Annotated in this window: 22 protein-coding genes; 13 read left to right on the plus strand and 9 right to left on the minus strand. The window is 61.4% G+C overall.

Annotated elements, in window-relative coordinates; genetic code table 11:
- The first annotated feature begins 4 nt into the window (after window positions 1–4).
- The 9 genes from bioF (at window position 5) to Q8X51_RS11085 (ending at window position 11,093) form a co-directional block, all read left to right on the plus strand.
- Window positions 5–1,186, plus strand: coding sequence for an 8-amino-7-oxononanoate synthase (bioF, locus tag Q8X51_RS11045; protein ID WP_407693641.1), 1,182 nt, complete (start codon window positions 5–7; stop codon window positions 1,184–1,186).
- Window positions 1,179–1,910, plus strand: coding sequence for an alpha/beta fold hydrolase (locus tag Q8X51_RS11050; RefSeq protein ID WP_065925415.1), 732 nt, complete (start codon window positions 1,179–1,181; stop codon window positions 1,908–1,910). The genes bioF and Q8X51_RS11050 overlap by 8 nt, the downstream gene beginning before the upstream one ends.
- Window positions 1,903–2,715: a malonyl-ACP O-methyltransferase BioC gene (bioC, locus tag Q8X51_RS11055; protein ID WP_065925414.1), complete on the plus strand. Its 813-nt coding sequence runs from the start codon at window positions 1,903–1,905 to the stop codon at window positions 2,713–2,715. The genes Q8X51_RS11050 and bioC overlap by 8 nt, the downstream gene beginning before the upstream one ends.
- Window positions 2,712–3,392 carry a dethiobiotin synthase gene (bioD, locus tag Q8X51_RS11060; RefSeq protein ID WP_065925413.1) on the plus strand — a complete coding sequence of 227 codons (681 nt, stop codon included), beginning with the start codon at window positions 2,712–2,714 and terminating at the stop codon, window positions 3,390–3,392. The genes bioC and bioD overlap by 4 nt, the downstream gene beginning before the upstream one ends.
- A 106-nt stretch (window positions 3,393–3,498) precedes the next feature.
- Window positions 3,499–3,780: a pyrroloquinoline quinone biosynthesis protein PqqE gene (locus Q8X51_RS11065; RefSeq protein WP_065925412.1), complete on the plus strand. Its 282-nt coding sequence runs from the start codon at window positions 3,499–3,501 to the stop codon at window positions 3,778–3,780.
- A gap of 252 nt (window positions 3,781–4,032) precedes the next feature.
- Window positions 4,033–5,838, plus strand: a complete 1,806-nt coding sequence (locus Q8X51_RS11070) for a phenylacyl-CoA dehydrogenase (RefSeq protein ID WP_027605944.1) — start codon at window positions 4,033–4,035, stop codon at window positions 5,836–5,838.
- 204 nt (window positions 5,839–6,042) lie between these two features.
- Window positions 6,043–7,332, plus strand: a complete 1,290-nt coding sequence (locus Q8X51_RS11075; RefSeq protein ID WP_065925411.1) for a GGDEF domain-containing protein — start codon at window positions 6,043–6,045, stop codon at window positions 7,330–7,332.
- Window positions 7,333–7,422: 90 nt separating this feature from the next.
- Window positions 7,423–9,192 (plus strand): acyl-CoA dehydrogenase C-terminal domain-containing protein, encoded by a 1,770-nt coding sequence (locus Q8X51_RS11080; RefSeq protein WP_065947467.1) that lies wholly within the window; start codon window positions 7,423–7,425, stop codon window positions 9,190–9,192.
- A gap of 122 nt (window positions 9,193–9,314) precedes the next feature.
- The gene (locus tag Q8X51_RS11085; protein ID WP_065925409.1) at window positions 9,315–11,093 is read left to right on the plus strand and encodes an acyl-CoA dehydrogenase C-terminal domain-containing protein; all 1,779 of its coding nucleotides are present in this window, start codon (window positions 9,315–9,317) and stop codon (window positions 11,091–11,093) included.
- A 240-nt stretch (window positions 11,094–11,333) separates the two neighbouring features.
- Here Q8X51_RS11085 and Q8X51_RS11090 read toward each other — a convergent pair whose 3' ends face one another.
- Window positions 11,334–12,233 carry a LysR family transcriptional regulator gene (locus tag Q8X51_RS11090; RefSeq protein ID WP_407693640.1) on the minus strand — a complete coding sequence of 300 codons (900 nt, stop codon included), beginning with the start codon at window positions 12,231–12,233 and terminating at the stop codon, window positions 11,334–11,336.
- Window positions 12,234–12,442: 209 nt separating this feature from the next.
- Here Q8X51_RS11090 and Q8X51_RS11095 point away from each other — a divergent pair, with 209 nt between their 5' ends.
- The 4 genes from Q8X51_RS11095 to Q8X51_RS11110 all read left to right on the plus strand — a co-directional run bounded on the left by Q8X51_RS11095 (window position 12,443) and on the right by Q8X51_RS11110 (window position 14,859).
- The gene (locus tag Q8X51_RS11095) at window positions 12,443–13,711 is read left to right on the plus strand and encodes an aspartate aminotransferase family protein (protein ID WP_407693639.1); all 1,269 of its coding nucleotides are present in this window, start codon (window positions 12,443–12,445) and stop codon (window positions 13,709–13,711) included.
- A gap of 224 nt (window positions 13,712–13,935) precedes the next feature.
- Window positions 13,936–14,301, plus strand: coding sequence for a type II toxin-antitoxin system RelE/ParE family toxin (locus Q8X51_RS11100; RefSeq protein ID WP_074847776.1), 366 nt, complete (start codon window positions 13,936–13,938; stop codon window positions 14,299–14,301).
- Window positions 14,285–14,605, plus strand: coding sequence for a helix-turn-helix domain-containing protein (locus Q8X51_RS11105; protein WP_065925406.1), 321 nt, complete (start codon window positions 14,285–14,287; stop codon window positions 14,603–14,605). The genes Q8X51_RS11100 and Q8X51_RS11105 overlap by 17 nt, the downstream gene beginning before the upstream one ends.
- Window positions 14,606–14,700: 95 nt before the next feature.
- The gene (locus tag Q8X51_RS11110; RefSeq protein ID WP_010207008.1) at window positions 14,701–14,859 is read left to right on the plus strand and encodes a YqaE/Pmp3 family membrane protein; all 159 of its coding nucleotides are present in this window, start codon (window positions 14,701–14,703) and stop codon (window positions 14,857–14,859) included.
- Window positions 14,860–14,864: 5 nt separating this feature from the next.
- Here the strand turns inward: Q8X51_RS11110 and pqqE are convergent, their stop codons facing one another.
- The 8 genes from pqqE to Q8X51_RS11150 form a co-directional block, all read right to left on the minus strand.
- Window positions 14,865–15,995, minus strand: coding sequence for a pyrroloquinoline quinone biosynthesis protein PqqE (gene pqqE, locus Q8X51_RS11115; RefSeq protein ID WP_065938222.1), 1,131 nt, complete (start codon window positions 15,993–15,995; stop codon window positions 14,865–14,867).
- The gene (gene pqqD / locus Q8X51_RS11120) at window positions 15,988–16,263 is read right to left on the minus strand and encodes a pyrroloquinoline quinone biosynthesis peptide chaperone PqqD (protein WP_065925404.1); all 276 of its coding nucleotides are present in this window, start codon (window positions 16,261–16,263) and stop codon (window positions 15,988–15,990) included. The genes pqqE and pqqD overlap by 8 nt, the downstream gene beginning before the upstream one ends.
- Entirely contained in the window at window positions 16,260–17,012 is a 753-nt protein-coding gene (gene pqqC, locus Q8X51_RS11125; protein ID WP_065925403.1) for a pyrroloquinoline-quinone synthase PqqC, read from the minus strand. The genes pqqD and pqqC overlap by 4 nt, the downstream gene beginning before the upstream one ends.
- A gap of 106 nt (window positions 17,013–17,118) precedes the next feature.
- Window positions 17,119–18,030: a pyrroloquinoline quinone biosynthesis protein PqqB gene (pqqB, locus tag Q8X51_RS11130; RefSeq protein WP_323146723.1), complete on the minus strand. Its 912-nt coding sequence runs from the start codon at window positions 18,028–18,030 to the stop codon at window positions 17,119–17,121.
- 71 nt (window positions 18,031–18,101) lie between these two features.
- Complete coding sequence (gene pqqA, locus Q8X51_RS11135; RefSeq protein ID WP_003194766.1) at window positions 18,102–18,176, minus strand: pyrroloquinoline quinone precursor peptide PqqA; 75 nt, start codon at window positions 18,174–18,176, stop codon at window positions 18,102–18,104.
- A 159-nt stretch (window positions 18,177–18,335) separates the two neighbouring features.
- On the minus strand, window positions 18,336–20,705 hold the full coding sequence (gene pqqF / locus Q8X51_RS11140) for a pyrroloquinoline quinone biosynthesis protein PqqF (protein WP_407693638.1): 2,370 nt from the start codon (window positions 20,703–20,705) through the stop codon (window positions 18,336–18,338).
- A 47-nt stretch (window positions 20,706–20,752) separates the two neighbouring features.
- Complete coding sequence (locus Q8X51_RS11145; RefSeq protein WP_407693637.1) at window positions 20,753–21,547, minus strand: carbon-nitrogen hydrolase family protein; 795 nt, start codon at window positions 21,545–21,547, stop codon at window positions 20,753–20,755.
- A gap of 10 nt (window positions 21,548–21,557) precedes the next feature.
- Entirely contained in the window at window positions 21,558–23,240 is a 1,683-nt protein-coding gene (locus tag Q8X51_RS11150) for a flavin monoamine oxidase family protein (RefSeq protein WP_065925505.1), read from the minus strand.
- Between the last annotated feature and the right edge of the window lie 126 nt (window positions 23,241–23,366).

The raw sequence follows: 23,366 nt of genomic DNA on the forward strand, positions 1-23,366 counted from the left end.
CTGCATGTCTTTTGATCTCTCCGCGCGCCTCGCTGCCCGCCGTGCCGAACACCTTTACCGTCAACGCCCGCTGCTCCAGAGCCCCCAAGGCCCGGCGGTGGTGGTTGACGGTCAACCCCTCCTGGCATTCTGCAATAACGATTACCTGGGCCTGGCCAATCACCCGCAAGTGATCGAGGCCTGGCGCGCCGGGGCGTCCCATTGGGGCGTGGGCGGCGGTGCCTCGCACTTGGTGGTGGGCCATTCCACGCCGCACCATGAACTGGAGGAGGCGCTGGCCGATCTCACTGGCCGCCCGCGTGCGCTGCTGTTTACCACCGGCTACATGGCCAACCTCGGTGCGGTCACGGCGTTGGTGGGGCAGGGCGATACGGTGCTGGAAGACCGTCTCAACCATGCCTCGCTGCTGGATGCCGGCTTGCTGTCCGGTGCGCGCTTCAATCGCTACCTGCACAACGACGCGATCAGCCTGGCCAAGCGCCTGGAGAAAGCCACCGGTAATACGCTGGTGGTCACCGATGGTGTGTTCAGCATGGACGGCGACCTGGCCGACCTGCCGGCACTGGCCCGTGCAGCCAGGGCCAAAGGCGCCTGGTTGATGGTGGATGATGCCCATGGCTTTGGTCCGCTCGGCGCTAATGGCGGCGGGATCGTCGAGCATTTCGGCTTGAGCCAGGACGACGTGCCGGTATTGGTCGGCACCCTGGGCAAAGCGTTCGGCACGGCGGGCGCGTTTGTCGCGGGCAGTGAGGACCTGATCGAAAGCCTGATCCAGTTTGCCCGGCCGTATATCTACACCACCAGCCAACCGCCGGCGCTGGCCTGCGCCACCCTGAAAAGCCTGGAGCTGCTACGCACCGAACATTGGCGGCGCGAGCACCTCGACCGCCTGATTCGTCAGTTTCGCCAGGGCGCCGAGCAGCTTGGCCTGGACTTGATGGACAGCTTTACACCGATCCAGCCGATCCTGATCGGCGACAGTGCCAAGGCCGTGCGACTGTCGCAGATGCTGCGTGAGCGGGGCCTGACGGTCACGGCGATCCGCCCGCCCACCGTACCCGCCGGCAGCGCGCGTTTGCGCGTGACCTTGACCGCAGCCCACAGCGAGGCGCAGGTACAGCTATTGTTAAACGCATTGGAAGAGTGTTTCCGCTTGTCTGGTGCCACGGAGCCCGACCATGCGTGATCGACTGATCCTGCTGCCCGGCTGGGGTCTCGGCGTATCGCCGCTGGAGCCTTTGGCCGCCGCCTTGCGTGGCCTGGACGCACACCTGCAGGTGCAGGTCGAGCCATTGCCGGCGCTTGCTTCCAGCGACCTCGATGAATGGCTCGACGAACTCGACGCTACCCTGCCCGACAACGCCTGGCTGGGCGGCTGGTCCTTGGGCGGCATGCTCGCTGCCGAACTGGCGGCGCGGCGCGGCGAGCGTTGCTGCGGCTTGCTGACCCTGGCGAGCAACCCGTGCTTCGTCGCACACGACGGCTGGCCCCATGGGATGCCCGCCGCGACCTTCGATGCGTTCCTGGCCGGCTGCCATGCCGACTCCCAAGTCACCCTCAAGCGCTTCGGCCTGTTGTGCGCCAAGGGCGCCGAGGACCCGCGGGGGCTGTCGCGCCTGCTGGTCAGTGGCGCGCCGCATTCAGCGTCCAGCGTGTTGATGCCCGGTCTGGAACTGCTGGCCCAACTGGATACCCGCGAAGCCTTGCTGGCTTATCGCGGCCCACAGTTGCACCTGTTCGCCGGCATGGACGGATTGGTGCCCGCCGAAGCCGCCAGCGACCTGCTGAGGCTGCTGCCGGATGTGGAAATCGGCCTGATTGAACAGGCTGGTCACGCTTTTCTTCTGGAAGACCCCCACGGTGTGGCGGGGGCCATCCAGGCTTTTTTGCATGAGTGCGTCGATGACTGATTTATCCCATCCCTCCCTGCCGGGCGCCTTGCCGGACAAACGTCAGGTGGCGGCGTCGTTTTCCCGTGCGGCGGCCAGTTACGACAGCGTCGCCGAGTTGCAGCGCGCCGTAGGGCATGGGCTGCTGGCCCGCCTGCCATCAGCGTGTGCGCCACGGCACTGGCTGGATATGGGCTGCGGCACGGGTTATTTCAGCCGTGTGCTGGGCGAGTTGTTGCCCGCCAGCCAAGGTGTGGCGCTGGATATTGCCGAGGGCATGCTTAACCATGCCCGGCCTTTGGGTGGCGCACATCATTTTGTCGCGGGTGATGCAGAACGCTTGCCGCTGAAAGCCGAGAGCTTCGAGCTGCTCTTCTCCAGCCTGGCGGTGCAGTGGTGTGCGAACTTCGAGGCGGTGCTCAGCGAGGCCTATCGCGTGCTGCAGCCGGGTGGCGTGCTGGCGTTCGCCAGTTTGTGCGTCGGGACGCTGGATGAGTTGCGCGAAAGCTGGCGGGCGGCGGATGGCCTGGTGCACGTCAATCGCTTCCGCACTTTCGAGGCGTACCAGCAGCTGTGCGCGGCCAGCGGTTTGCGCGTGGTCAGCCTGGAGCGACGTGCCCATGTGCTGCATTATCCGGATGTGCGCAGCCTGACCCATGAGCTCAAGGCGCTCGGTGCGCACAATCTCAATCCGGGCCGCCCGGGAGGGTTGACGGGCCGTGCGCGGATTGTTGCACTGGTAGACGCCTACGAGCAGTTCCGTCAGGCCGAGGGACTGCCGGCCACTTATCAAGTGGTGTATGCCGTCCTGGAGAAGCCCCTATGAGCGCCGCCTATTTCATCACCGGCACCGATACGGATGTCGGCAAGACCACTATCGCCGCCGGCCTGTTGCACGCCGCTCGGCTAGCAGGCAAAAGTACTGCGGCGGGAAAACCCGTGGCTTCCGGCTGCCAGGTCACGGCCAAGGGCTTGCGCAACGCCGATGCCCTGGCGCTGCTGGCCGAATGTTCATTGCCGTTGAGTTATGCCGAGGTCAACCCGGTGGCGTTCGAACCCGCCATCGCGCCCCATCTGGCCGCGCGGGAGGCCGGCGTCGCGCTGACGGTGCAGTCGTTGTTGAAACCCATGCAGCAGATTCTGGCGCGTCAGGCGGATTTCACCCTCATCGAAGGCGCAGGCGGTTGGCGTGTGCCGTTGGCTGACCAGGACAACCTGTCGGACCTGGCCATGGCGCTGCAACTGCCGGTGATCCTGGTGGTGGGCGTGCGCCTGGGATGCATCAGCCATGCCTTGCTCACCGCCGAAGCCATCGCCCGGGACGGTTTGCCCTTGGCCGGTTGGGTGGCGAATATCATCGACCCCAAGACCTCTCGTCTGGAAGAAAACCTCGCCACCCTGGCCGAGCGTTTGCCCGCGCCATGCCTTGGACGAGTGCCCAAGCTCAAGCACGCCGGCGCCGAGGCGGTAGCTGAGTACCTGCAACTGGACCTGCTTGACTGATTCTGGCTATCGGCAAGGCATTATGCCATTAGTGTTTTTAACGGGCTTTTTGCCAGTATGTCTGCTTCAATTCAACTTCACGATTCTCTAAAGGCAGGTTGAAGCCATGGACATCTCTGGCAGCAGCGCGTTTTACTCGGGGCTGAGCACCATTCAGGCCGGGCAGAGCCGTGTCGACCAGGCCGCCGGCAGGATTGCCAGCGCCGCGACCACCCAGCCGTCGGACGCACAGCGCGACCGGTTGCAAGCCAATGACCGCGCCCAGCCGACGAACTCGGCGAGCAATATGGTTGAAATGGCCCAAGGCAAGTTTCAAGTGGAGTTGGGCGCCAAGGTCGCCAAGGCTTCAGACGAAATGCTCGGTACCCTGATCGACACCTTCGCTTAACCCCTCTTTCGTACGACCGGCTTCTTCCTGGGGCTGGTCGCCTTTGCGCAATCCTCCATTTTCTTCTGAACACCTTGTGGCATCCCGCCGCAGGCCTCGCAATGCCTGCCATTGACCCGCGTCATGACAAACGGTGTCTGGACGACGCTTGACATCCCCAGGTCGTAAACGTATGTTTCAAACACCTGTTTGACCGCCATAACAAATCCACGCGGTTGTTCATTCCAGATACATCAGCAGAGGTTTATCGCTATGCCTGACTACAAGGCCCCCTTGCGTGATATTCGCTTCGTTCGTGACGAACTGCTCGGCTATGAAGCGCACTATCAAAGCCTGCCGGCTTGCCAGGACGCTACCCCGGACATGGTTGACGCCATTCTCGAAGAAGGCGCCAAGTTTTGTGAGCAAGTGCTGGCACCGTTGAACCGCGTGGGTGACATCGAAGGGTGCACCTGGAGTGAGTCTGGCGTAAAAACCCCTGCTGGTTTCAAAGAAGCCTACAAGCAATTTGTCGAAGGCGGCTGGCCAAGCCTGGCCCACGACGTGGAGCACGGTGGCCAAGGCCTGCCGGAATCCCTGGGCCTGGCCGTGAGCGAAATGGTCGGCGAAGCCAACTGGTCGTGGGGCATGTACCCGGGCCTGTCCCATGGTGCGATGAACACCATTTCCGAGCATGGCACCCCCGAGCAGCAAGAGGCTTACCTGACCAAGCTGGTGTCGGGCGAGTGGACCGGCACCATGTGCCTGACCGAGCCACACTGCGGTACCGACCTGGGCATGCTGCGCACCAAGGCCGAGCCTCAGGCCGATGGTTCCTACAAAGTCTCCGGTACCAAGATCTTCATCTCGGCCGGTGAACACGACATGGCCGACAACATCGTCCACATCGTGCTGGCCCGCCTGCCGGACGCACCGGCGGGTACCAAAGGCATCTCGCTGTTCATCGTGCCCAAGTTCCTGCCCAACGCCGACGGCTCGATCGGTGCGCGCAACGCCGTGAGCTGTGGTTCCCTGGAACACAAGATGGGTATCCACGGTAACGCCACCTGTGTGATGAACTTCGACGCGGCCACCGGTTTCCTGATCGGCCCGGCGAACAAAGGCCTGAACTGCATGTTCACCTTTATGAACACCGCTCGCCTGGGCACCGCGCTGCAAGGCCTGGCCCACGCCGAGATCGGCTTCCAGGGCGGCCTGAAATACGCCCGCGATCGCTTGCAGATGCGTTCCCTGACTGGCCCGAAAGCGCCGGAAAAGGCCGCTGACCCGATCATCGTGCACCCTGACGTGCGCCGCATGCTGCTGACCATGAAAGCCTTCGCCGAAGGTAACCGTGCGATGGTGTACTTCACCGCCAAGCAAGTGGACATCGTCAAGTACGGCACCGACGACGAGGCCAAGAAACAGGCCGACGGCCTGCTGGCATTCATGACCCCGATTGCCAAGGCGTTCATGACCGAAGTCGGTTTTGAATCCGCCAACCACGGCGTGCAGATCTATGGCGGCCACGGCTTTATCGCCGAGTGGGGCATGGAGCAGAACGTTCGCGACAGCCGTATCTCCATGCTGTACGAAGGCACCACTGGCATCCAGGCACTGGACCTGCTCGGCCGTAAAGTGCTGATGACCCAGGGCGAAGCGCTCAAGGGCTTCACCAAGATCGTGCACAAGTTCTGCCAGGCCAACGAAGGCAACGACGCGGTCAAGGAATTCGTGGCACCGCTGGCTGCGCTGAACAAAGAGTGGGGCGAGTTGACCATGAAGGTCGGCATGGCCGCGATGAAAGACCGCGAAGAGGTGGGGGCCGCTTCGGTGGATTACCTGATGTACTCCGGTTACGCGTGCCTGGCTTACTTCTGGGCCGACATGGCGCGCCTGGCTGCCGAAAAACTCGCCGCCGGTACCAGCGAAGAAGCGTTCTACACCGCCAAGCTGCAAACCGCGCGCTTCTACTTCCAGCGCATCCTGCCGCGGACCCGTACCCACGTGGCCACCATGCTGTCGGGCGCCAGTAACCTGATGGACATGAAAGAAGAAGACTTCGGCCTGGCTTACTAAGCCTTACCGGGTTCATTTGAAACCGTCGCTTCCCTTGGGAGCGGCGGTTTTTTCATTGGGGGATAAAAAACACAGTGCAGCGCTCAGGGATTTTCTCCGGCTGCCGTTACAGTGATGGCAATGTGATACATGACGGGCAAGGTGTGCTTAACTGTTCGCATCAAGGCACAGTGCCACTACTTTTTGCGGGTCGGAGTTTTACCCTTGTCACGCGTGTCTGCTTTACGTTTCAGTCACTTTCTTCCTTCGTTGCTGCTGTTGCTGGCCGGGCTCTCGGCTGCGTACGTCAAGGACCTCAGCGTCTTCTTCACCTCGCTGTTCAATGTGTTGCCGACCCTGGTGCTGTTGCTGGGCGGTTCGTACTGCGCGGTTTATCGCCGTCAGCGTGAATTGTTCCTGATGATCACGGTGTACATCGCCTACTTCCTGCTCGATACCCAGACCGATTTCTATCGCGACAATGGCCGCGTGCGCGAAGACGCGGCCGTGGTGTTTCACCTGTGTTGCCTGTTATTGCCGTTGCTGTTCAGCATCTACGCGCTGTGGCAGGAGAAGACCCACCTGTTTCGCGACTTCGTTGCCCGTTGTGCGGTGCTGCTGGCAATCGGCAGCGTGGCGCTGGCCCTGGAGCAAAGTTATCCCCAGGCACTGCTGAACTGGCTGGCGGAGATCCGCTGGCCCGCTCTGCATGGGACCTGGATGAGCCTGATCCAGTTGTCTTACCCGATGTTCCTGGTCGGCTTCCTCGCCCTGGCAGCGCAATACTGGTACCAGCCGCGCCCGCTGCATGCAGCGCAACTGGTGGGCTTGCTGGGGATGTTCTGGATGTTGCCGCAGACCTTCATCCTGCCGTTCACGCTGAATATCATGTGCAGCCAGGTCATGCTGATGATCGCCGCCGGCGTGGCCCACGAGGCTTATCAAATGGCGTTCCGCGACGAACTGACCGGCCTGCCGGGGCGCCGTGCCCTGAACGAACGCATGCAGCGGCTGGGGCGCAACTATGTGCTGGCGATGACCGACGTCGATCACTTCAAGCGCTTCAATGACACCCATGGTCACGATGTGGGCGACCAGGTGCTGCGCCTGGTCGCGAGCAAGCTGTCCAAGGTCAATGGGGGTGGGCGTGCCTACCGCTACGGCGGTGAAGAGTTCGCCGTGGTGTTCGCCGGCAAGACCCTGGATGAGTGCATGCCGCACCTGGAGGAAATCCGCGAGATCGTCGCCAACTATGACATCAAGCTGCGTAATTCGGACCGGCCCCAGGATGATCAACAAGGCCGTCAACGCCGGGCGGGCAGCGGCGCGTCGAGTGTGTCTGTGACGGTCAGCATCGGCGTGGCCGAACGCCAGATCGACCAGCGCACGGCGGAAGAAGTGCTCAAGTCCGCCGACCAGGCGCTGTACGCCGCCAAGGGCGCGGGGCGTAACTGTGTGGTTGCGGCCGGGCAGACCCGCCGTGGCGCGGTGCGCATGCAGAGCGCTGCCGGTTGAGTGATGGCGCTGTATTCAGCGGTTCTACAATGATTGTCCGAGGCGCTGGCCGGCAGTAGGTTGAAAGGATCTGCTGCCGGAGACATCGACATGCCTGAGTACAAAGCTCCCCTGCGCGACATGCGCTTTCTGATCGACAACGTGTTTGATTTCCACGGCCACTACGCTGCCCTGGGCGCCACGGACGCCAGTCCGGACATGGTCAGTGCAATCCTGGAAGAAGGTGCCAAATTCTGCGAGAACGTGCTTTCGCCACTCAACCGCAGTGGTGATGAGGAGGGCTGCCATTTCGACAACGGCGTGGTGACGACGCCCAAGGGCTTCAAGGAAGCCTTCGCCCAGTACGTCGAGGGCGGCTGGCACGGTGTGGCGGCAGACCCGGCCTACGGCGGCCAGGGCCTGCCGCAATCGTTGGGCCTGGTGCTCAGCGAGATGATCGGCTCCAGCAACACCTCGTGGGGCATGTATCCGGGCCTGACCCACGGCGCGATGTCGGCGATCCACGCCCACGGCACCGAAGAGCAGAAGGCCACGTTCCTGAGCAAACTCACCGCAGGCGAATGGACCGGCACCATGTGCCTGACCGAAGCCCATTGCGGCACCGACCTGGGCCTGATCAAGACCCGTGCCGTGCCCCAGGCGGATGGCAGCTACGCGATCACCGGGAGCAAGATCTTCATCTCGGCCGGTGAGCACGACATGAGCGCCAATATCATCCATCTGGTGCTGGCCAAGCTGCCGGATGCGCCGGCGGGCACCAAGGGTATCTCGTTGTTTATCGTGCCCAAGTTCCATGTGGATTCGGCTGAGCGCAATGCGGTGCACTGCGGCTCTATCGAGCACAAGATGGGCATCAAGGCCTCGGCCACGTGCGTGCTCAACTTCGACGGCGCCAAGGGCTTTTTGATTGGCGAGGCGAACAAGGGCCTCAACTGCATGTTCACCATGATGAACCACGCCCGCCTGGGCACCGGCATGCAGGGCCTATGCAATGGCGAGGCGAGCTTCCAGGGCGCGATCAAGTACGCCAACGACCGCCTGCAAATGCGCGCGCTGACCGGCGCCAAGGCCCCGGAGAAAGCCGCCGACCCGATCATCGTGCATCCCGATGTGCGCCGTATGCTGCTGACCATGAAAGCCTTCAACGAAGGCAACCGCGCACTGACCTATTTCACCGCGCAGTTGCTCGACACCGCGCACCTTTGCAGCGACGCCGGCCAGCGCCAGGAGGCCGAAGACCTGTTGGCGTTCCTCACTCCCATCTGCAAAGCCTTTATGACCGACACCGGGCTGGAGGTGACCAACCACGGCATGCAGATATTCGGCGGCCATGGCTACATTCGTGAGTGGGGCATGGAACAACTGGCGCGCGATGCGCGGATTGCGCCGATCTACGAAGGCACCAACGGCATCCAGGCCCTCGACCTGCTGGGGCGCAAGGTGTTGGGCAGCCAGGGCAAGCTGCTGCGCGGCTTTACCAAAATCGTGCATAAGTTTTGCGCGGCGAATGCCGAACATGCGCAGCTCAAGGGCTATGTGGTGCAGCTTAATCAACTGAATCAGGAATGGGGCGAGCTGACTACCCAGGTCGGTATGGCCGCGATGAAAAACCCGGATGAGGTGGGCGCAGCGGCGGTGGATTACTTGATGTACAGCGGTTACATCATCCTCGCCTACCTGTGGCTTCGGATGGCCATTGCAGCGCTGGCGCACGATGACACTGACTTCGCCAAAGCCAAGCTGGCGACCTGCGACTTTTACTTCAAGCGCCTGTTGCCACGTACCGCAACCCACCGCGCCGCCGTGGAAGCGGGCAGCGAATGCCTGATGAGTCTGCCTGCGGAGTCGTTTGCGCTGTGATGACTTAAAAATACCAGTCAGTCACAAGTGGACCCTATGTGTCTGAAAAGTTGTTCGGGTACACTCGGAGCCTGTAAAACCGATCCTATCGAATCACTTTTCACGTTCTCACGAGGTTTGCCATGGCTGATTACAAAGCGCCGCTGCGTGATATGCGCTTCGTCCTCAACGAAGTCTTTGAGGTCGCCACCACTTGGGCCCAATTGCCGGCATTGGCAGACAGCGTTGACGCCGAAACCGTAGAGGCCATCCTCGAAGAAGCCGGCAAGGTCACCGCCAAATCCATCGCCCCGCTCAGCCGTGGCGGCGATGAACAGGGCTGCCGCTGGGATAACACGGCGGTGTTTACTCCGGATGGTTATCCACAGGCCTACAAGACCTACGCTGAAGGTGGCTGGGTCGGCGTAGGCGGCGACCCCGTGTTTGGCGGCATGGGCATGCCCAAGGCGGTATCGGCCCAGGTCGAGGAGATGATCAACTCGTCAAGCCTGGCGTTCGGCCTGTACCCGATGCTGACCTCCGGCGCCTGCGTGTCGATCAACACCCATGCCAGCGAGGAACTCAAGGCCATCTACCTGCCGAAGATGTATTCCGGCGAGTGGGCAGGCTCCATGTGCCTGACGGAAGCACACGCGGGTACCGACCTGGGGATTATCCGCACCAAGGCCGAGCCGCAGGCAGACGGTTCCTACAGGATCAGCGGAACCAAGATCTTTATCACTGGCGGTGAACACGACCTCACCGAGAACATCATTCACCTGGTGCTGGCCAAACTGCCGGACGCACCGGCCGGTCCCAAGGGGATTTCGCTGTTCCTGGTGCCGAAGTTCATGGTCAACGCCGACGGCAGCCTGGGCGCGCGCAACCCGGTGAGCTGCGGCTCCATCGAACACAAGATGGGTATCCAGGCATCCGCCACCTGCGTGATGAACTTCGACGAAGCCGTTGGCTACCTGGTGGGCGAACCCAACCGTGGGTTGGCGGCGATGTTCACCATGATGAACTATGAGCGCCTTGGCGTGGGTATCCAGGGCCTGGCGTCCGGCGAGCGCTCCTACCAGAACGCGATTGAATATGCGCGGGACCGCCTGCAAAGCCGTGCGCCGACCGGTGCCCAGGCCAAAGACAAAGTGGCCGACCCGATCATCGTCCACCCCGACGTGCGCCGTATGCTGTTGACCATGAAAGCCTCCAACGAAGGCGGACGCGCGTTTTCCACCTATGTGGCGACGCAGCTGGACATCGCCAAGTTCAGTGAAGATGCCGCTGCCCGCGAGCGGGCCGATAACCTGGTGGCCTTGTTGACGCCGGTCGCCAAGGCGTTCCTCAGCGACTTGGGCCTGGAAACCACCGTGCTCGGCCAGCAAGTGTTTGGTGGCCACGGTTACATTCGTGAGTGGGGCCAGGAGCAACTGGTGCGTGATGTACGCATCACCCAGATCTACGAAGGCACCAACGGCATCCAGGCACTGGATTTGATGGGACGCAAGATCGTCGGCAGCGGCGGTGCGTTCTACACCTTGTTCGCCGACGAGATTCGCCAGTTCATCGCCTCGGCGGGGCCCGAATTGGCGGAGTTCACCCAGCCACTGGGCGCAGCGGTGGATAACCTGGACGAATTGACCGCCTGGGTGCTGGATCGTGCCAGGACCAATCCGAACGAGATCGGCGCAGCCTCGGTGGAGTATTTGCATGCATTTGGTTACATGGCCTACGCCTATATGTGGGCGCGCATGGCCAAGGCCGCGTTGGGCAAAGAGACTGAGGAAGACTTCTACGCCAGCAAGCTGGGCACCGCGCGCTTCTACTTTGCGCGTCTGTTGCCACGTATTCACTCGCTGAGTGCGTCGGTAAAAGCCGGTAGCGAATCACTGTTTTTGCTGGATGAGGCACTGTTCTAACGGCTTGGAGGGCGTGTAAGCATTCTCTTACATGACGTACTGCTAATCGTCCTCTATCGCCAAATTGGATCCACGGATAATCTACTTCACATGGACGTCGCGCAGGAAGCGCAAAGCAACAACACGGACACGTAGGATTCTGCCAGGATGGCGGAGTGAAATGGATGTCAGGGAAACAGTCTGCAAAGCCCCGCTTCGGCGGGGTTTTCTTTTGCCTGCGAAAAAGTCAGGCGCCGAATTTCAGGGCAGGGCCTGCGGCGCATTCATCACGTCTTCCAGCAAGGTGCGCAGCAGCGCCATGGTTGCCTGCTGGCGCTGTACATCGCGACACACCAAACCTACCTTTAACGGCACCCTGGGTTCACTCAAGGGTTTCCAGAGCAGCGACTGGCTGTTGTGTTCGTCCTGGGAGCGTCCCGGCAGCACCGTGGCCAATTTGGTGTTAGGCAAGCTGTCGAGAATCCCCACCATGGTATTCAACTCCGCCTGTACCTGCGGCCGGCGTCCGAGGTTGGATAACTGACCCTGCCAGATCTGTCGAACCTGGAACTCTTCCCCCAGCAACAACATCGGCAGTTCGGCGGCCTGTTTCAGCGAGACTTTCTTGAATTCGCGCAGGGGATGGTCCTCGGGGATGACTATCTTCAATTCATCTTCGTACAACAACACACCGTGCAGCCCCGGCTGGCGTGGCGGCAGATAGCTGATGCCGATGTCCAGCGAGCCGTTAAGTAACCGCCGTTCAATCTCGATCCCGGTCAATTCGTAGATCTGCACCACCAGGTGCGGCTGGGCCTTGCGCACGCGCTCGAGCATTTGCGGGACCAGGCTGGTGTGCACGGTTTGCAGCACGCCGATGGCCAGGGTGCGCATGGCCTGGCCCTTGAAGTTACGCAAGGCTTCGACGGCTTGCTGCATGCCATCGATCAGCGGCAAGGCATGGTTGTACAGCGTATGGGCGGCCAGGGTGGGCAGCAGGCGTTTGCTGCTGCGTTCGAACAGGCTCACATCGAGGTTGCTCTCCAACTGGCGGATCTGTTGTGAGAGCGCTGGCTGGGAGATCGACAGGCGTTCAGCGGCACGGCCCACATGGCCTTCTTCATACACCGCGACGAAATAACGCAGTTGCTTAAAATCCATAAGGTTTGCTTATCGAAAAAGCTGGAAAAACGAAATGGCCGGTGGCCCCCGAGGCGCCTAGTCTAGCGCCTATTCGCAGGGCTTACAGGGCCGGATCGGGCAATGAACAGCGTTTATGTTGATGGCGTTTACATAGGCAAGGCAACACACCCGCAGACAGTGATTGCAGGGAAAACCGACCAAGGCCCGGTTGCCACTGGGGGCAAGCTGTGAATCTCTTCAATATGCGTCGCCCCGTGCCCAGCCTGGACGACCTGCTGCTGGAGGCTTCACCCGATACGCTGTCCAGTGAGGCGCTGATGCCCACCGTGGCGAGGCCGCGTCAGGTATTCGTACGTGGCCAGGGCTCGTGGCTGTGGGACAGCGACGAGCGTGCCTACCTGGATTTCAGCCAGGGCAACGCTGCCAACAGCCTCGGCCACAGCCCGCAGGTCTTGATCAAAGCCCTTGCCGACCAGACCCAGGCCCTGATCAATCCAGGCCTGGGTCTGCATAACCGCGCTCAACTCAATCTTGTCGACCGCCTGTGCCATCGTACCGGCAGCGACCAGGCCTACCTGCTCAACAGTGGCGCCGAGGCCTGCGAAGCGGCGATCAAGCTGGCGCGCAAGTGGGGCCAACTGCATCGCGGCGGGGCCTATCGCATTATCAGTGCGAGCAATGGTTGCCATGGTCGCAGTTTCGCGGCACTGGCGGCGTCGGGGGGAGCGCTGGAAAACCGCTTTGAACCGCAATTGCCCGGCTTCAGCCATGTGCCGTTCAACGATCTGCCGGCCCTGCATGCAGCGGTCGATGCACAGACAGTCGCCATCCTGCTGGAGCCGGTCCAGAGCGAGGCCGGTGTGATCCCCGCGACGGAGCATTACCTCAAGGGGGTTGAACGGCTGTGCCGCGAACTGGGGATCCTGCTGATCCTCGACGAAGTACAAACCGGCCTTGGCCGTTGCGGCACCTTGCTTGCCGAACAGCAATACGGCGTGCGAGCCGACATCATCACCCTCGGCAAAGGCCTGGGCGGCGGCGTGCCATTGGCTGCGCTGCTGGCGCGCGGCAACGCCTGTTGCTTCGGCGTGGGTGAGCTGGAAGGTACCCATCATGGCAACGCATTGATGGCATCGGCCGGGCAGGCGGTACTCGATACGGTGCTGGAGCACGGCTTCCTGGAACACGTACGTGAATCCGGCCTTTACCTGGGCGAAGGCCTTGCCCGACTGGCCTACCGCTACGACCAGGGCCAATTGCGCGGCCACGGCCTGATGTGGGGCCTGACGTTGGCGGATGATTCTGCAGATGCAGTGGTAAAAGCCGCCCTGCACGAAGGCCTGATCCTCAACGCCCCGCAACCTGACTGCCTGCGCTTCACCCCGGCGCTTACGGTGAGCAAAAGCAACATCGACGAAATGCTCCTGCGCCTGGCCCGCGCTTTTTCCCGGGTGCGCACCGCCCAGTTGCAATGCCGCAAGGGCATCGCCGTTTAACCCACATTCCTGAACCGTCTCGCGGTATACGCGGCGCCTCCAGCCTGATTTTTTCGGCTGGGGGCGTTTTTTTGCGTGTGAAATTTTTGGATTGAAAGCGTTGATTGATCGCCTGTGAAAACAATGGCTTTTTAGCGTGCGTCGATAAGGACTGTCGACGGAGCATTGGTTGCTCCACTTCTAATCTATGCCACTGGGTGGTATGTTTATGGGAAGGGATATCCATGAGGCTTAGGTTGTTTAAAACCAGGAATTTTGCTGAGGCGGCCAGAAAGGCGTGGATCTGTGATTCGGAGTTGAGGGAGGCGTTCGGCCAATTGCTCAGGGGGCAAGCTGACAATTTGGGAGGTGGTGTCTGGAAGAAACGCCTCAAAGAGAACCGACATCGATCTATTGTCTTGGCCAAGGGCAGGCATTACTGGGTTTATAACTCTCTTTTTGACAAGCAGAGGCGAAGCAATATCAGCCATAAGGAACTCAGCGCGTTGCGAGCACTGGCTAAGGTTTATGAAGGGTTAAACGAGGTACAGGTTCAACACCTTCTGGATAGTGGGGAATTTGTGGAGATGCACCATGACCAAAAAATATGAAAGCGAAATTCTTGAGTCTGTTCACCAATCTGCCAAAGCGCTTTATGCAATTGGCGCCATCAACAAAACTACTCTTCGTGAGTTCGACGAGGCATGCCTTGCAAAGATCCCGGCGCAAATCCCTGCCGAACAGATCAAGCAGCTACGTGAAAGTAGCCATGTCAGCCAACCGGTGTTTGCTCGTTACCTGAATACCAGCGCCTCCACGGTGAAGAAATGGGAATCTGGCGAGAAGCAACCCAGCGGCATGGCGCTCAAACTTCTTAGCATCGTGCAAAAGCATGGGTTAGAAATTCTGGCCTGAAGGATGGCCCGGTGCCAGATCCCACTGAACCCTCACGAACGCCCAAGGTCGATTAGCTACACGGCTCACACGAGCCGATTTTCTGGAGCTGACCCATGGACATCATTCGTATCATCATCGCCATTCTGCTGCCGCCACTGGGTGTGTTCCTGCAAGTGGGTTTCGCTGGCGCGTTCTGGCTGAATATTCTGCTGACCTTGTGCGGTTACTTCCCAGGCATCATTCACGCCGTATACATCATCGCCAAGCGCTGAGCCCGTCAGCCTTTTGCGATGAGCCGTGAATTGCGCTCATTGCGAAAGGCCAGTTGCTCGATGGTCTGGGTAGCGTGCTCGGCTTCTTCCCGCGCCTTGAGGATGATGCCGTGCTGCTCGGACTTGCTGCACACCGGGTCGGCATTGCTCGCATCCCCCGTGAGCATGAAGGCCTGGCAACGGCAGCCACCGAAATCCTTTTCCTTTTCATCGCACGAACGACACGGCTCGGGCATCCAGTCGTAGCCGCGAAAGCGGTTGAACCCGAAAGAGTCGTACCAGATGTGCTGCATGCTGTGGTCGCGCACATTGGGAAACTGCACCGGCATTTGTCGGGCGCCGTGGCAGGGCAGGGCAGTGCCGTCTGGCGTCACGGTCAGAAAGATACTGCCCCAGCCGTTCATACAGGCCTTCGGGCGCTCCTCGTAGTAGTCCGGTGTCACGAAGATCAGCTTGCACGGATGGCCTTCGGCTTCGAGCTTGGCACGGTATTCGTTGGTGATGCGTTCGGCGCGCACCAGTTGTTCCTTCGTCGGCAATAAACCCACGCGATTGAGTTGTGCCCAGCCATAGAACTGGCAGGTGGCAAGCTCGACAAAATCCGCCTCCAGCGCAATACACAGCTCGATGATGCGGTCGATCTTGTCGATATTGTGCCGATGGGTGACGAAGTTCAGCACCATCGGGTAGCCATGCGCCTTCACGGCGCGGGCCATTTCCAGTTTTTGCGCAAAGGCTTTTTTCGAACCGGCCAGCAGGTTGTTCACCTGTTCGTCGCTGGCCTGGAAGCTGATCTGGATATGGTCCAGGCCGGCTTTCTTGAAGTCGCTGATCTTCTGCTCGGTCAGGCCGATGCCCGAGGTGATCAGGTTGGTGTAGAACCCCAGCTTGCGCGCCTCGGCGATCAACTCGGCGAGGTCCTGGCGCACCAGCGGCTCACCGCCGGAAAACCCCAACTGCGCCGCGCCCATCTCACGGGCCTCACGAAATACCTTGATCCACTGCTCGGTGCTCAGCTCCTTGCCCTGCTCGGCAAAGTCCAGCGGGTTGGAGCAATACGGGCATTGCAGCGGGCAGCGATAGGTCAGCTCGGCGAGCAACCACAGCGGCAGGCCGATGGCGGGTTTTTCAGGCAAGGGTGATCCAGTGCTCAGCACGGGCGACCTCCATGAATTGCTCGATGTCGTCACCCAGCTCAGGTACGCCGGGGAACTGTTCTTCGAGGGCGGTAATGATCGCCGCCACGTCGCGCTCACCGTCAATCAGGCCACCAATCAGCGCGGCGCTGTCGTTGAGCTTGATCATGCCTTCGGGGTAGAGCAACACATGGCCTTTTTGCGCGGGTTCGTACTGGTAACGGTAGCCCTGGCGCCAGGTCGGTTTTCTGCTGCGATCAAAGCTCATAGGGTGATCCCTTTATGCCACACCCGCTGCTCGGTCACGCTGTGATACGGCGGGCGTTTCAGTTCGTAGGCCATGCTCATGGCATCCAGCATGCTCCACAGGATGTCGAGTTTGAACTGGAGGATTTCCAGCATGCGCTCCTGGCCTTCTCGGGTGGTGTAGTGCTGCAAGGTGATTGCCAGCCCATGCTCCACGTCGCGCCGCGCCTGGCCCAGGCGGGTGCGGAAATATTCGTAGCCGGTGGGGTCGATCCACGGGTAGTGCTGCGGCCAGCTGTCGAGGCGCGACTGGTGGATCTGCGGCGCGAACAGCTCGGTGAGCGAGCTGCTGGCGGCTTCCTGCCAGCTGGCGCGGCGCGCAAAGTTGACGTAGGCGTCTACCGCAAAGCGTACGCCGGGCAATACCAGTTCCTGGGAGCGCAACTGGTCGGGGTCGAGGCCGACCGCTTGGCCCAAACGCAGCCAGGCTTCGATACCGCCGTCCTCCCCCGGTGCGCCATCGTGGTCGAGCAGGCGCTGAATCCACTCGCGACGGATCTCGCGGTCCGGGCAGTTGGCCAGGATCGCCGCGTCTTTCAGCGGGATGTTCACCTGGTAATAGAAACGGTTGGCGACCCAGCCCTGGATCTGCTCGCGGGTGGCACGGCCTTCATACATCGCCACGTGGTACGGGTGATGGATATGGTAGAAGGCGCCTTTGGCCCGCAAGGCGGCTTCGAATTCGGCGGTGTTCATCGGTCTATCAGTCATAAGAGGTCTCCTGTAGGAGCGAGCTTGCTCGCGAAGGTCGTTAACGATGACGTGGGCGTTCTGAATGAGCACGGTGCCCTTGGGTTTTTCGCGGGCAAGCCCGCTCCTACAGTTCGATGCTCATGCCGTCGTAAGCGACTTCGACATTGCGCCGCACCAGTTCCGCGCGCTCTGGAGAATCTTCATCGAGGATCGGGTTGGTGTTGTTGATGTGGATAAGCACCTTGCGCGGCTTGGGCAACTGCTCCAGCACTTCGAGCATGCCGCCGGGGCCATTTTGCGCCAGGTGGCCCATCTCGCGGCCGGTGCGGGTGCCGACGCCACGGCGCTGCATTTCATCGTCGTCCCACATCGTACCGTCCACCAGCAGGCAATCGCTGCCGGCCATGATCTCCAGCAACGGCGCGTCGACCTTGCCCAGGCCCGGGGCGTAGAACAGTTTGCCGCCGGTGCGCAGGTCTTCGACGATCAGGCCGATGTTATCGCCTGGGTGCGGGTCGAAGCGGTGCGGCGAGTACGGTGGGGCGGCGCTACGCAGGGGCAACGGGGTGAAGCGCAGGTTGGGGCAGGCCGGGATGGTGAAGCTGGCATCCAGCTCGATGCGGTTCCAGGCCAGGCCGCCGTTCCAGTGGGTGAGCATGGTGAACAGCGGGAAGCCGGTGCTCAGGTCTTCATGGACCATGTCGGTGCACCACACCTGGTGCGGGCAACCTTCGCGCAGGCTCAACAGGCCGGTGGTGTGGTCGATCTGGCTGTCCATCAGGATGATGGCACTGATGCCGGTGTCGCGCAGTGCGCGGCCGGGCTGCATCGGCGCAAAACCCTGGAGTTGCGCGCGGATATCCGGTGAGGCATTGCACAGTACCCAGTTCACGCCATCGTCGGAAATGGCGATGGACGACTGGGTCCGCGCCTGCGCCCGCAGGCTGCCGTCACGAAAACCTGCGCAGTTCACGCAGTTGCAGTTCCACTGCGGGAAGCCGCCGCCAGCGGCGGAACCTAGAATCTGGACAAACATGGCCGCTCCATCAAGCAAAGCTCAAAACAAAAACGCCCCGGGCGAACCGAGGCGTTGTATTACCCAGCGGCTTAGCGGCTGGCGAAGTACATGGTGACTTCGAAGCCGATACGCAGATCAGTGTAAGCAGGTTTGGACCAGGTCATATTCTTACTCCTACGAAGGGATGGGACGTTTACTACCAAGTAATACATATAGTCCACCTCCAGTCGGAGATGTTCAGATGTGTGCGTGGGAATGTTACGCAATTCTTCTCAAGTTAGCGCTGTCTTGGTGGAAAAAGCCTGTTGCAGGGTTGGCAATGATCAGCTCGCCGGTTGCCAGCTCTCGTCGACAGGTGGGCCGTTGGCGATGCAGCGCCAGCCGCCGGTCGCGTCCTGCAGCTGTTGGGCCGCGTGTTGCAGGTCCTCCCGTGTGCGGGCCTGGATCAGCTGTTGAAGCCGGTACAGATAATCCGACGGATGGCCCGCCAGGCGCGCGTGCCAAAGCAGTTCGGCGCTTTGGGTGATCGGTAACGTCGCGGCGCAGAACTGCTGTGCCAAGGCGTGATTGCCCACGTCAACGCTGCCGTCGATCAACACCGGTAGGTGTTTCAGGAAGGTTTGCAGGTGATCGACGATACCTGCCAGTGAAACGCTGGGTGATTGCACACCCAACAGCAGGCCGGTTTGCCCGTTGATCTGTCGGACACCGCTGAATACGGCGTAGCCCAATTGCAACTCGACCCTCAGGCGTTGGTAGAACGGCCCTTGGAGCAGGTGCCCAAGCAGCAGCCATGAGGCTTCATCGGCCAGGGATTGGCTGGGTGCCGGGCAAAACAGCAGCACGGCGGCTTCGGTTGAGTGGGTTTTAACCGTATGCCACACACGTTGACCACCGAGGTGTTGAAGAGACGGTTCGAAGTGTGCAGGTTGCCCAGGCAGACGGGCGGCGGCGGCCTTTATCAACGTTTCACATGCGGCGGGCAGACTCAGCCCCAGGCCGTGCCAGCGGGCAGTGGCCCAGGATCCAGGCTGTTCGCTGGCGTCGGCATGACCGGTGGCGCAGCACGTGGGCAGGGCCTGGAGCAGTTCCCGGATAGCGATCATGGGCGCAGGTGCCGGGGCAGTTTCCTGCGGCAGGTTGAGGTGTTGCGCCAACGCCTCCAGCACGGCCGGCATCGGCTCGTGCAGTCCTATCATTTTCATCCGCCACTCATTGCCGGTGGCTTCGAACGATAATTCGACGCCCGCCTGGCGCGCATGCTCACGCAATGGCTGCAAGGTGTTTTCCAGCCCGGCAGGCGCTGGCGCGTCGAAGCGCCACTGCACGTACAGCGCGCCTTCATCGCCGTCATCCGCCAAGGCCTGGCTGAAGGTCAGCGCCGATACGTCCCTTCGCCCCCGTGAACGATCCTGGGCAAACGTGCGCAAGCCTCGGTGAGCGCTGGTTTGGCCACGGATCAGGCCGGCGCGTTCTTCTTTGACCGGTGGGCGCAGGAACGGGTTGTTCGGGGGCAGTTGCCAACGGTGTTCGGCGGGCGGCAAATGCAGTGAATCAAGCAGGGCCTTGAGCGCGGCGACGCCCTGTTCACTGAGGTCTTCGCTGTCGTTTCGAGCCAATGCCAGGGCGCCCTGGACCTGTTGTTGGCGAGCGTTCAGCAGGGCGAACTCTTCGCGCAGTGGCGTCCAATCGCTGTGAGCGAAAAAGCTCAGCCAGTCGTGCAGCAGCGTCTCAATGTGTGTGGGCGGTTCGTCCTTGCTGTCGAGTGTAAAGTCGATGTCCAGCACGGCTTGACCGGCGAAGTGGTACAGCACCGATGCCTGCAGGGCGCTGGCCAAGTGTCGGGTTTTCAACTCGGCGAGCAGCCCGCCCGGCGCAGAGGCATTGAGCCAGGTGCAGAGGAAATCCAGGGCTTCACGGGGCGCGTCACAGGTGATGACGTGGTGCAAGTGGTTGTTGTCGATGTATTGATAGCGCCGAGCCTGGCCTTGCATCAAGGCCGGTGGTGAGGCCTGCGGATGCAAGGGGCCAGCGATCAGTTGCGCGCTGAAACGCTGCGCCAGGGCTTCCAGTTCTTGCAGCGGTTGCGGGCCGGCGAGGCTCAATGTCATCTGCCCGCTCTGATAGAAATGCGTGTGGAATTCCCGCAGTGCTTGCTGAAACGCCTCGCGCTCCACCGGCAGGCTGTCGCGGTTGCCCGCGTGAAAGCCGCGCAGTGGATGATCCGCTGCCAAGCCTTCTAGCAGCGCCACCTGCTGCTGTGCCTTGGCATCCTGGGACCAGGCGACGTACTCGGCGTGCAGCACTTCGCGCTCGCGCCGTTGATCTTCCAGGGTCAGGCGCGGATGGGTCAGCATGTCCGCCAGTCGCTCCAGCCCGTGCGCATAGACTGAAACCGGTAGTTCAAAGAAGAAGTCCGTGGTGCGTTCACGGGTGCTTGCATTCACTTGGCCGCCGTGGCGCTGCACGTAGGCCATCAGCCCTTCGCCTGCAGGAAATCGCTCGGTTCCCAGAAACAACAAATGCTCAAGAAAATGCGCCAGCCCCGGCCAGGCCAACGGCACGTCGTGGCTACCGGCAGCCACCCGCAGCGCCGCCGCGCAACGTTTTAAGCGCGGTGCATGGCGCAGGGAAACCCGCAGGCCATTGGCCAGGGTCAGGTGAACGGGATAAAGGTGGGCCGGGGCGGGCATGGGCACTTCCAGAACGGGCAAGTGCCTATGCTAACAAACCCATTCAGTCAGGGCTTGTACAGCGGGCCGTAAAGCTCGGGACGCCGGTCTTGCAGGTAATGGTTGGCGGCGCGGGCGTCGAGGATCGATTGCCGGTCCACTGTCCCGACAATCAAGGCTTCATCCAGGCCGGCCTGGGCGATTCGCTGGCCATCTGGTGCGGCAATGCTGCTTTGCCCGCAGTACTGGATATCGCCTTCGTGCCCGCAGTAATTGGCGTAGGCCACGTAGCACTGGTTCTCGAAGGCCCGCGCCCGCACGGTGACATCGGCGACGAAGTCGAACGGCACCATATTGGCGGTGGGCACCAGGATCAGCTCGGCACCGGCCAGGGCCAGGCGTCGGGTGTTTTCCGGGAACTCCAGGTCATAGCAGATCAGGAACCCCAACTTCCATCCGTTGAGTTCCGCCAGCGGGAAATCATCGTCGCCGGCACTGAACATCGAGTGATCCAGATCGCCGAACAGATGGGTCTTGCGGTAGTTGCACAGGCGCTGGCCGTGGGCGTCGATCAACTGCACGGCGTTGTAGATCTGCCCGTCTTCGACCCGCTCCGGGTAGCCGTACAGAATCGCCAGCCCGGCGCTCTGCGCGATTTCGGCAACGGCTTGGGCAGACTCCCCGTCCTGGGCTTCGGCCAAGGCACCCACGGCTTCGGCACCGATGTTGTAACCGGTGAGGAACATCTCCGGCAGCACCAGCACATCGGCACCGGACGCTTCATGCGCCAGTTGGTGCAGACGCTTGAGGTTGCCTGCGACATCCAGCGGCAGCGGTGGGCATTGGTACAGGGCGACGCGCATGTTCAACTCCTTAGTCAGCCAGGGCAATCGGCCCGATCTCATCGAACACATCACCCGGCCCCGGGTTCTCGGGGTGAGTGCTGCCACCAAAGTGGGTCATGATGCCCCACACCGCGTTCAATGAGGTTTGTACCGCGCCCTCCACCCATGCTGGAGTCCAGGACACGTCGTCACCGGCGATAAAAATCCCACGCTGTTCAGCGGGCATGTCCTTCTGCATGAAGTGCGCATACATACGTTGGTTGTAGCGGTAGTGACCCGGCAGCGCGCCTTTGAAGGCCCCGAGGAAATGCGGGTCGGCTTCCCAGGACACGGTGATCGGGTCGCCGATGATGCGCGCCTTGATGTCGACTTTCGGGTAGATCTTGTTCAAGGCGTCCAGCGCCAGTTTCACCCGTTTGTCGATGGGCTGCGGGAGCATTTTCAGCGCGTCGCTCATCCACGAGTACGACAGGCAGATCACCCCTGGCTTGTCGTCGCCGTTGTCGAAAAGGTAAGTGCCGCGCGTGAGGCGATCGGTGAGGGTCATGCTCATCAGGTCGCGGCCGGTCTCCGGGTCTTTGTCTTTCCAGAACGGGCGGTCGACCATCACGAAGGTCTTTGACGATTGCATGTAGCGCGTGCGGTCGAGGGCCATCCACATCTTTTGCGAGAACAGTGTTTCATCGCACTCGATCTGGGTGGTCAGCAGCCAGCTTTGGCAGGTGGTGAGCACGGCCGCGTATTCGCGGGTATCGCCGTAGTTGTCGGTCACCGCGAAACGGCCATCGGCAGCATGGGCGATGCGTTTTACCCCGGCCCGTGGTGCACCGCGGTGCAGCGAGCTCAGGCTGGTACCGGCGGGCCAATGGGCGCAACGCTCCGGCACATGGCGCCAGATGCCCATCGGCACCTGGGCTACGCCGCCGACCACCAGGTGCTGGTGATCGTCACAGTTGGTCATGACCACGCGGAATATTTCCAGCATGGAGTTGGGGAAATCCGAGTCCCAGCCACCGGTGCCGAAACCTACCTGGCCAAACACCTCGCGGTGGTGGAACGACAACTTGGCGAAGGCCTTGGAGGTGGCTACGAAGTCGTAGAAGGTGCGGTCGTCCCACAAGGGCACCAACTTGTTCCACAGCGCTTTGAGGCGCGGCACATCACGGTCGCGGATGGCTTGCTGGATATCGCCGAACTGCGAGCCGGCTTCCAGGGCGTCGGCCCAGGCGTCAGCCACTTCCTGGAACAACGCAGGCAGATCGGACAGCTTTTGTGCGTAGTGGGTCTGGCCTTCGAGATCGATCACCGTACTGCCGGAAGCCGGCGTCAGCGGGTTGGGGAAGGGTTTGGTTTCCAGACCCAGCTTGTCGACGTAGTGATAGAACGCGGTAGAGGACACCGGAAAACGCATGCCGCCCAACTCGGCGATGATACCTTCGGCGCCTTCGAAGGCCTGGGAACGCAAACGGCCGCCCATCTTCGAGGCCTCATACACCACGGGCTTGAGGCCCAGCTTCATCAGCTCGTAGGCGGCGACCAGCCCGGCGATACCGGCGCCGACGATGGCCACTTCGGCGCCATGATTGGCGGCGGGGATACTGCCGAGTCCGGCGGGGTGTTCGATCCAGTCATCGAAGGCGAACGGGAAATCCGGGCCAAAGATGGTGATGGGTTTTTTACCGTCGGCAGGGTGGCGATGGGTCTTGCTGATAGTGCTGGACGGAATGCTCATGGCGGGCCCTTGCTGACGACTCGGCGGGAAGTGACCCGCTGAGTATAGGAAAAGATGGCAGCCAGTTTAGGGAGCGTTGCGTTCGTTAATAAGACGCAAAGTGTC

Origin of the sequence: Pseudomonas sp. Yb2C2, assembly GCF_052112325.1 — a bacterium.
In the GTDB taxonomy this organism is placed as follows: Bacteria; Pseudomonadota; Gammaproteobacteria; order Pseudomonadales; family Pseudomonadaceae; genus Aquipseudomonas; species Aquipseudomonas marginalis.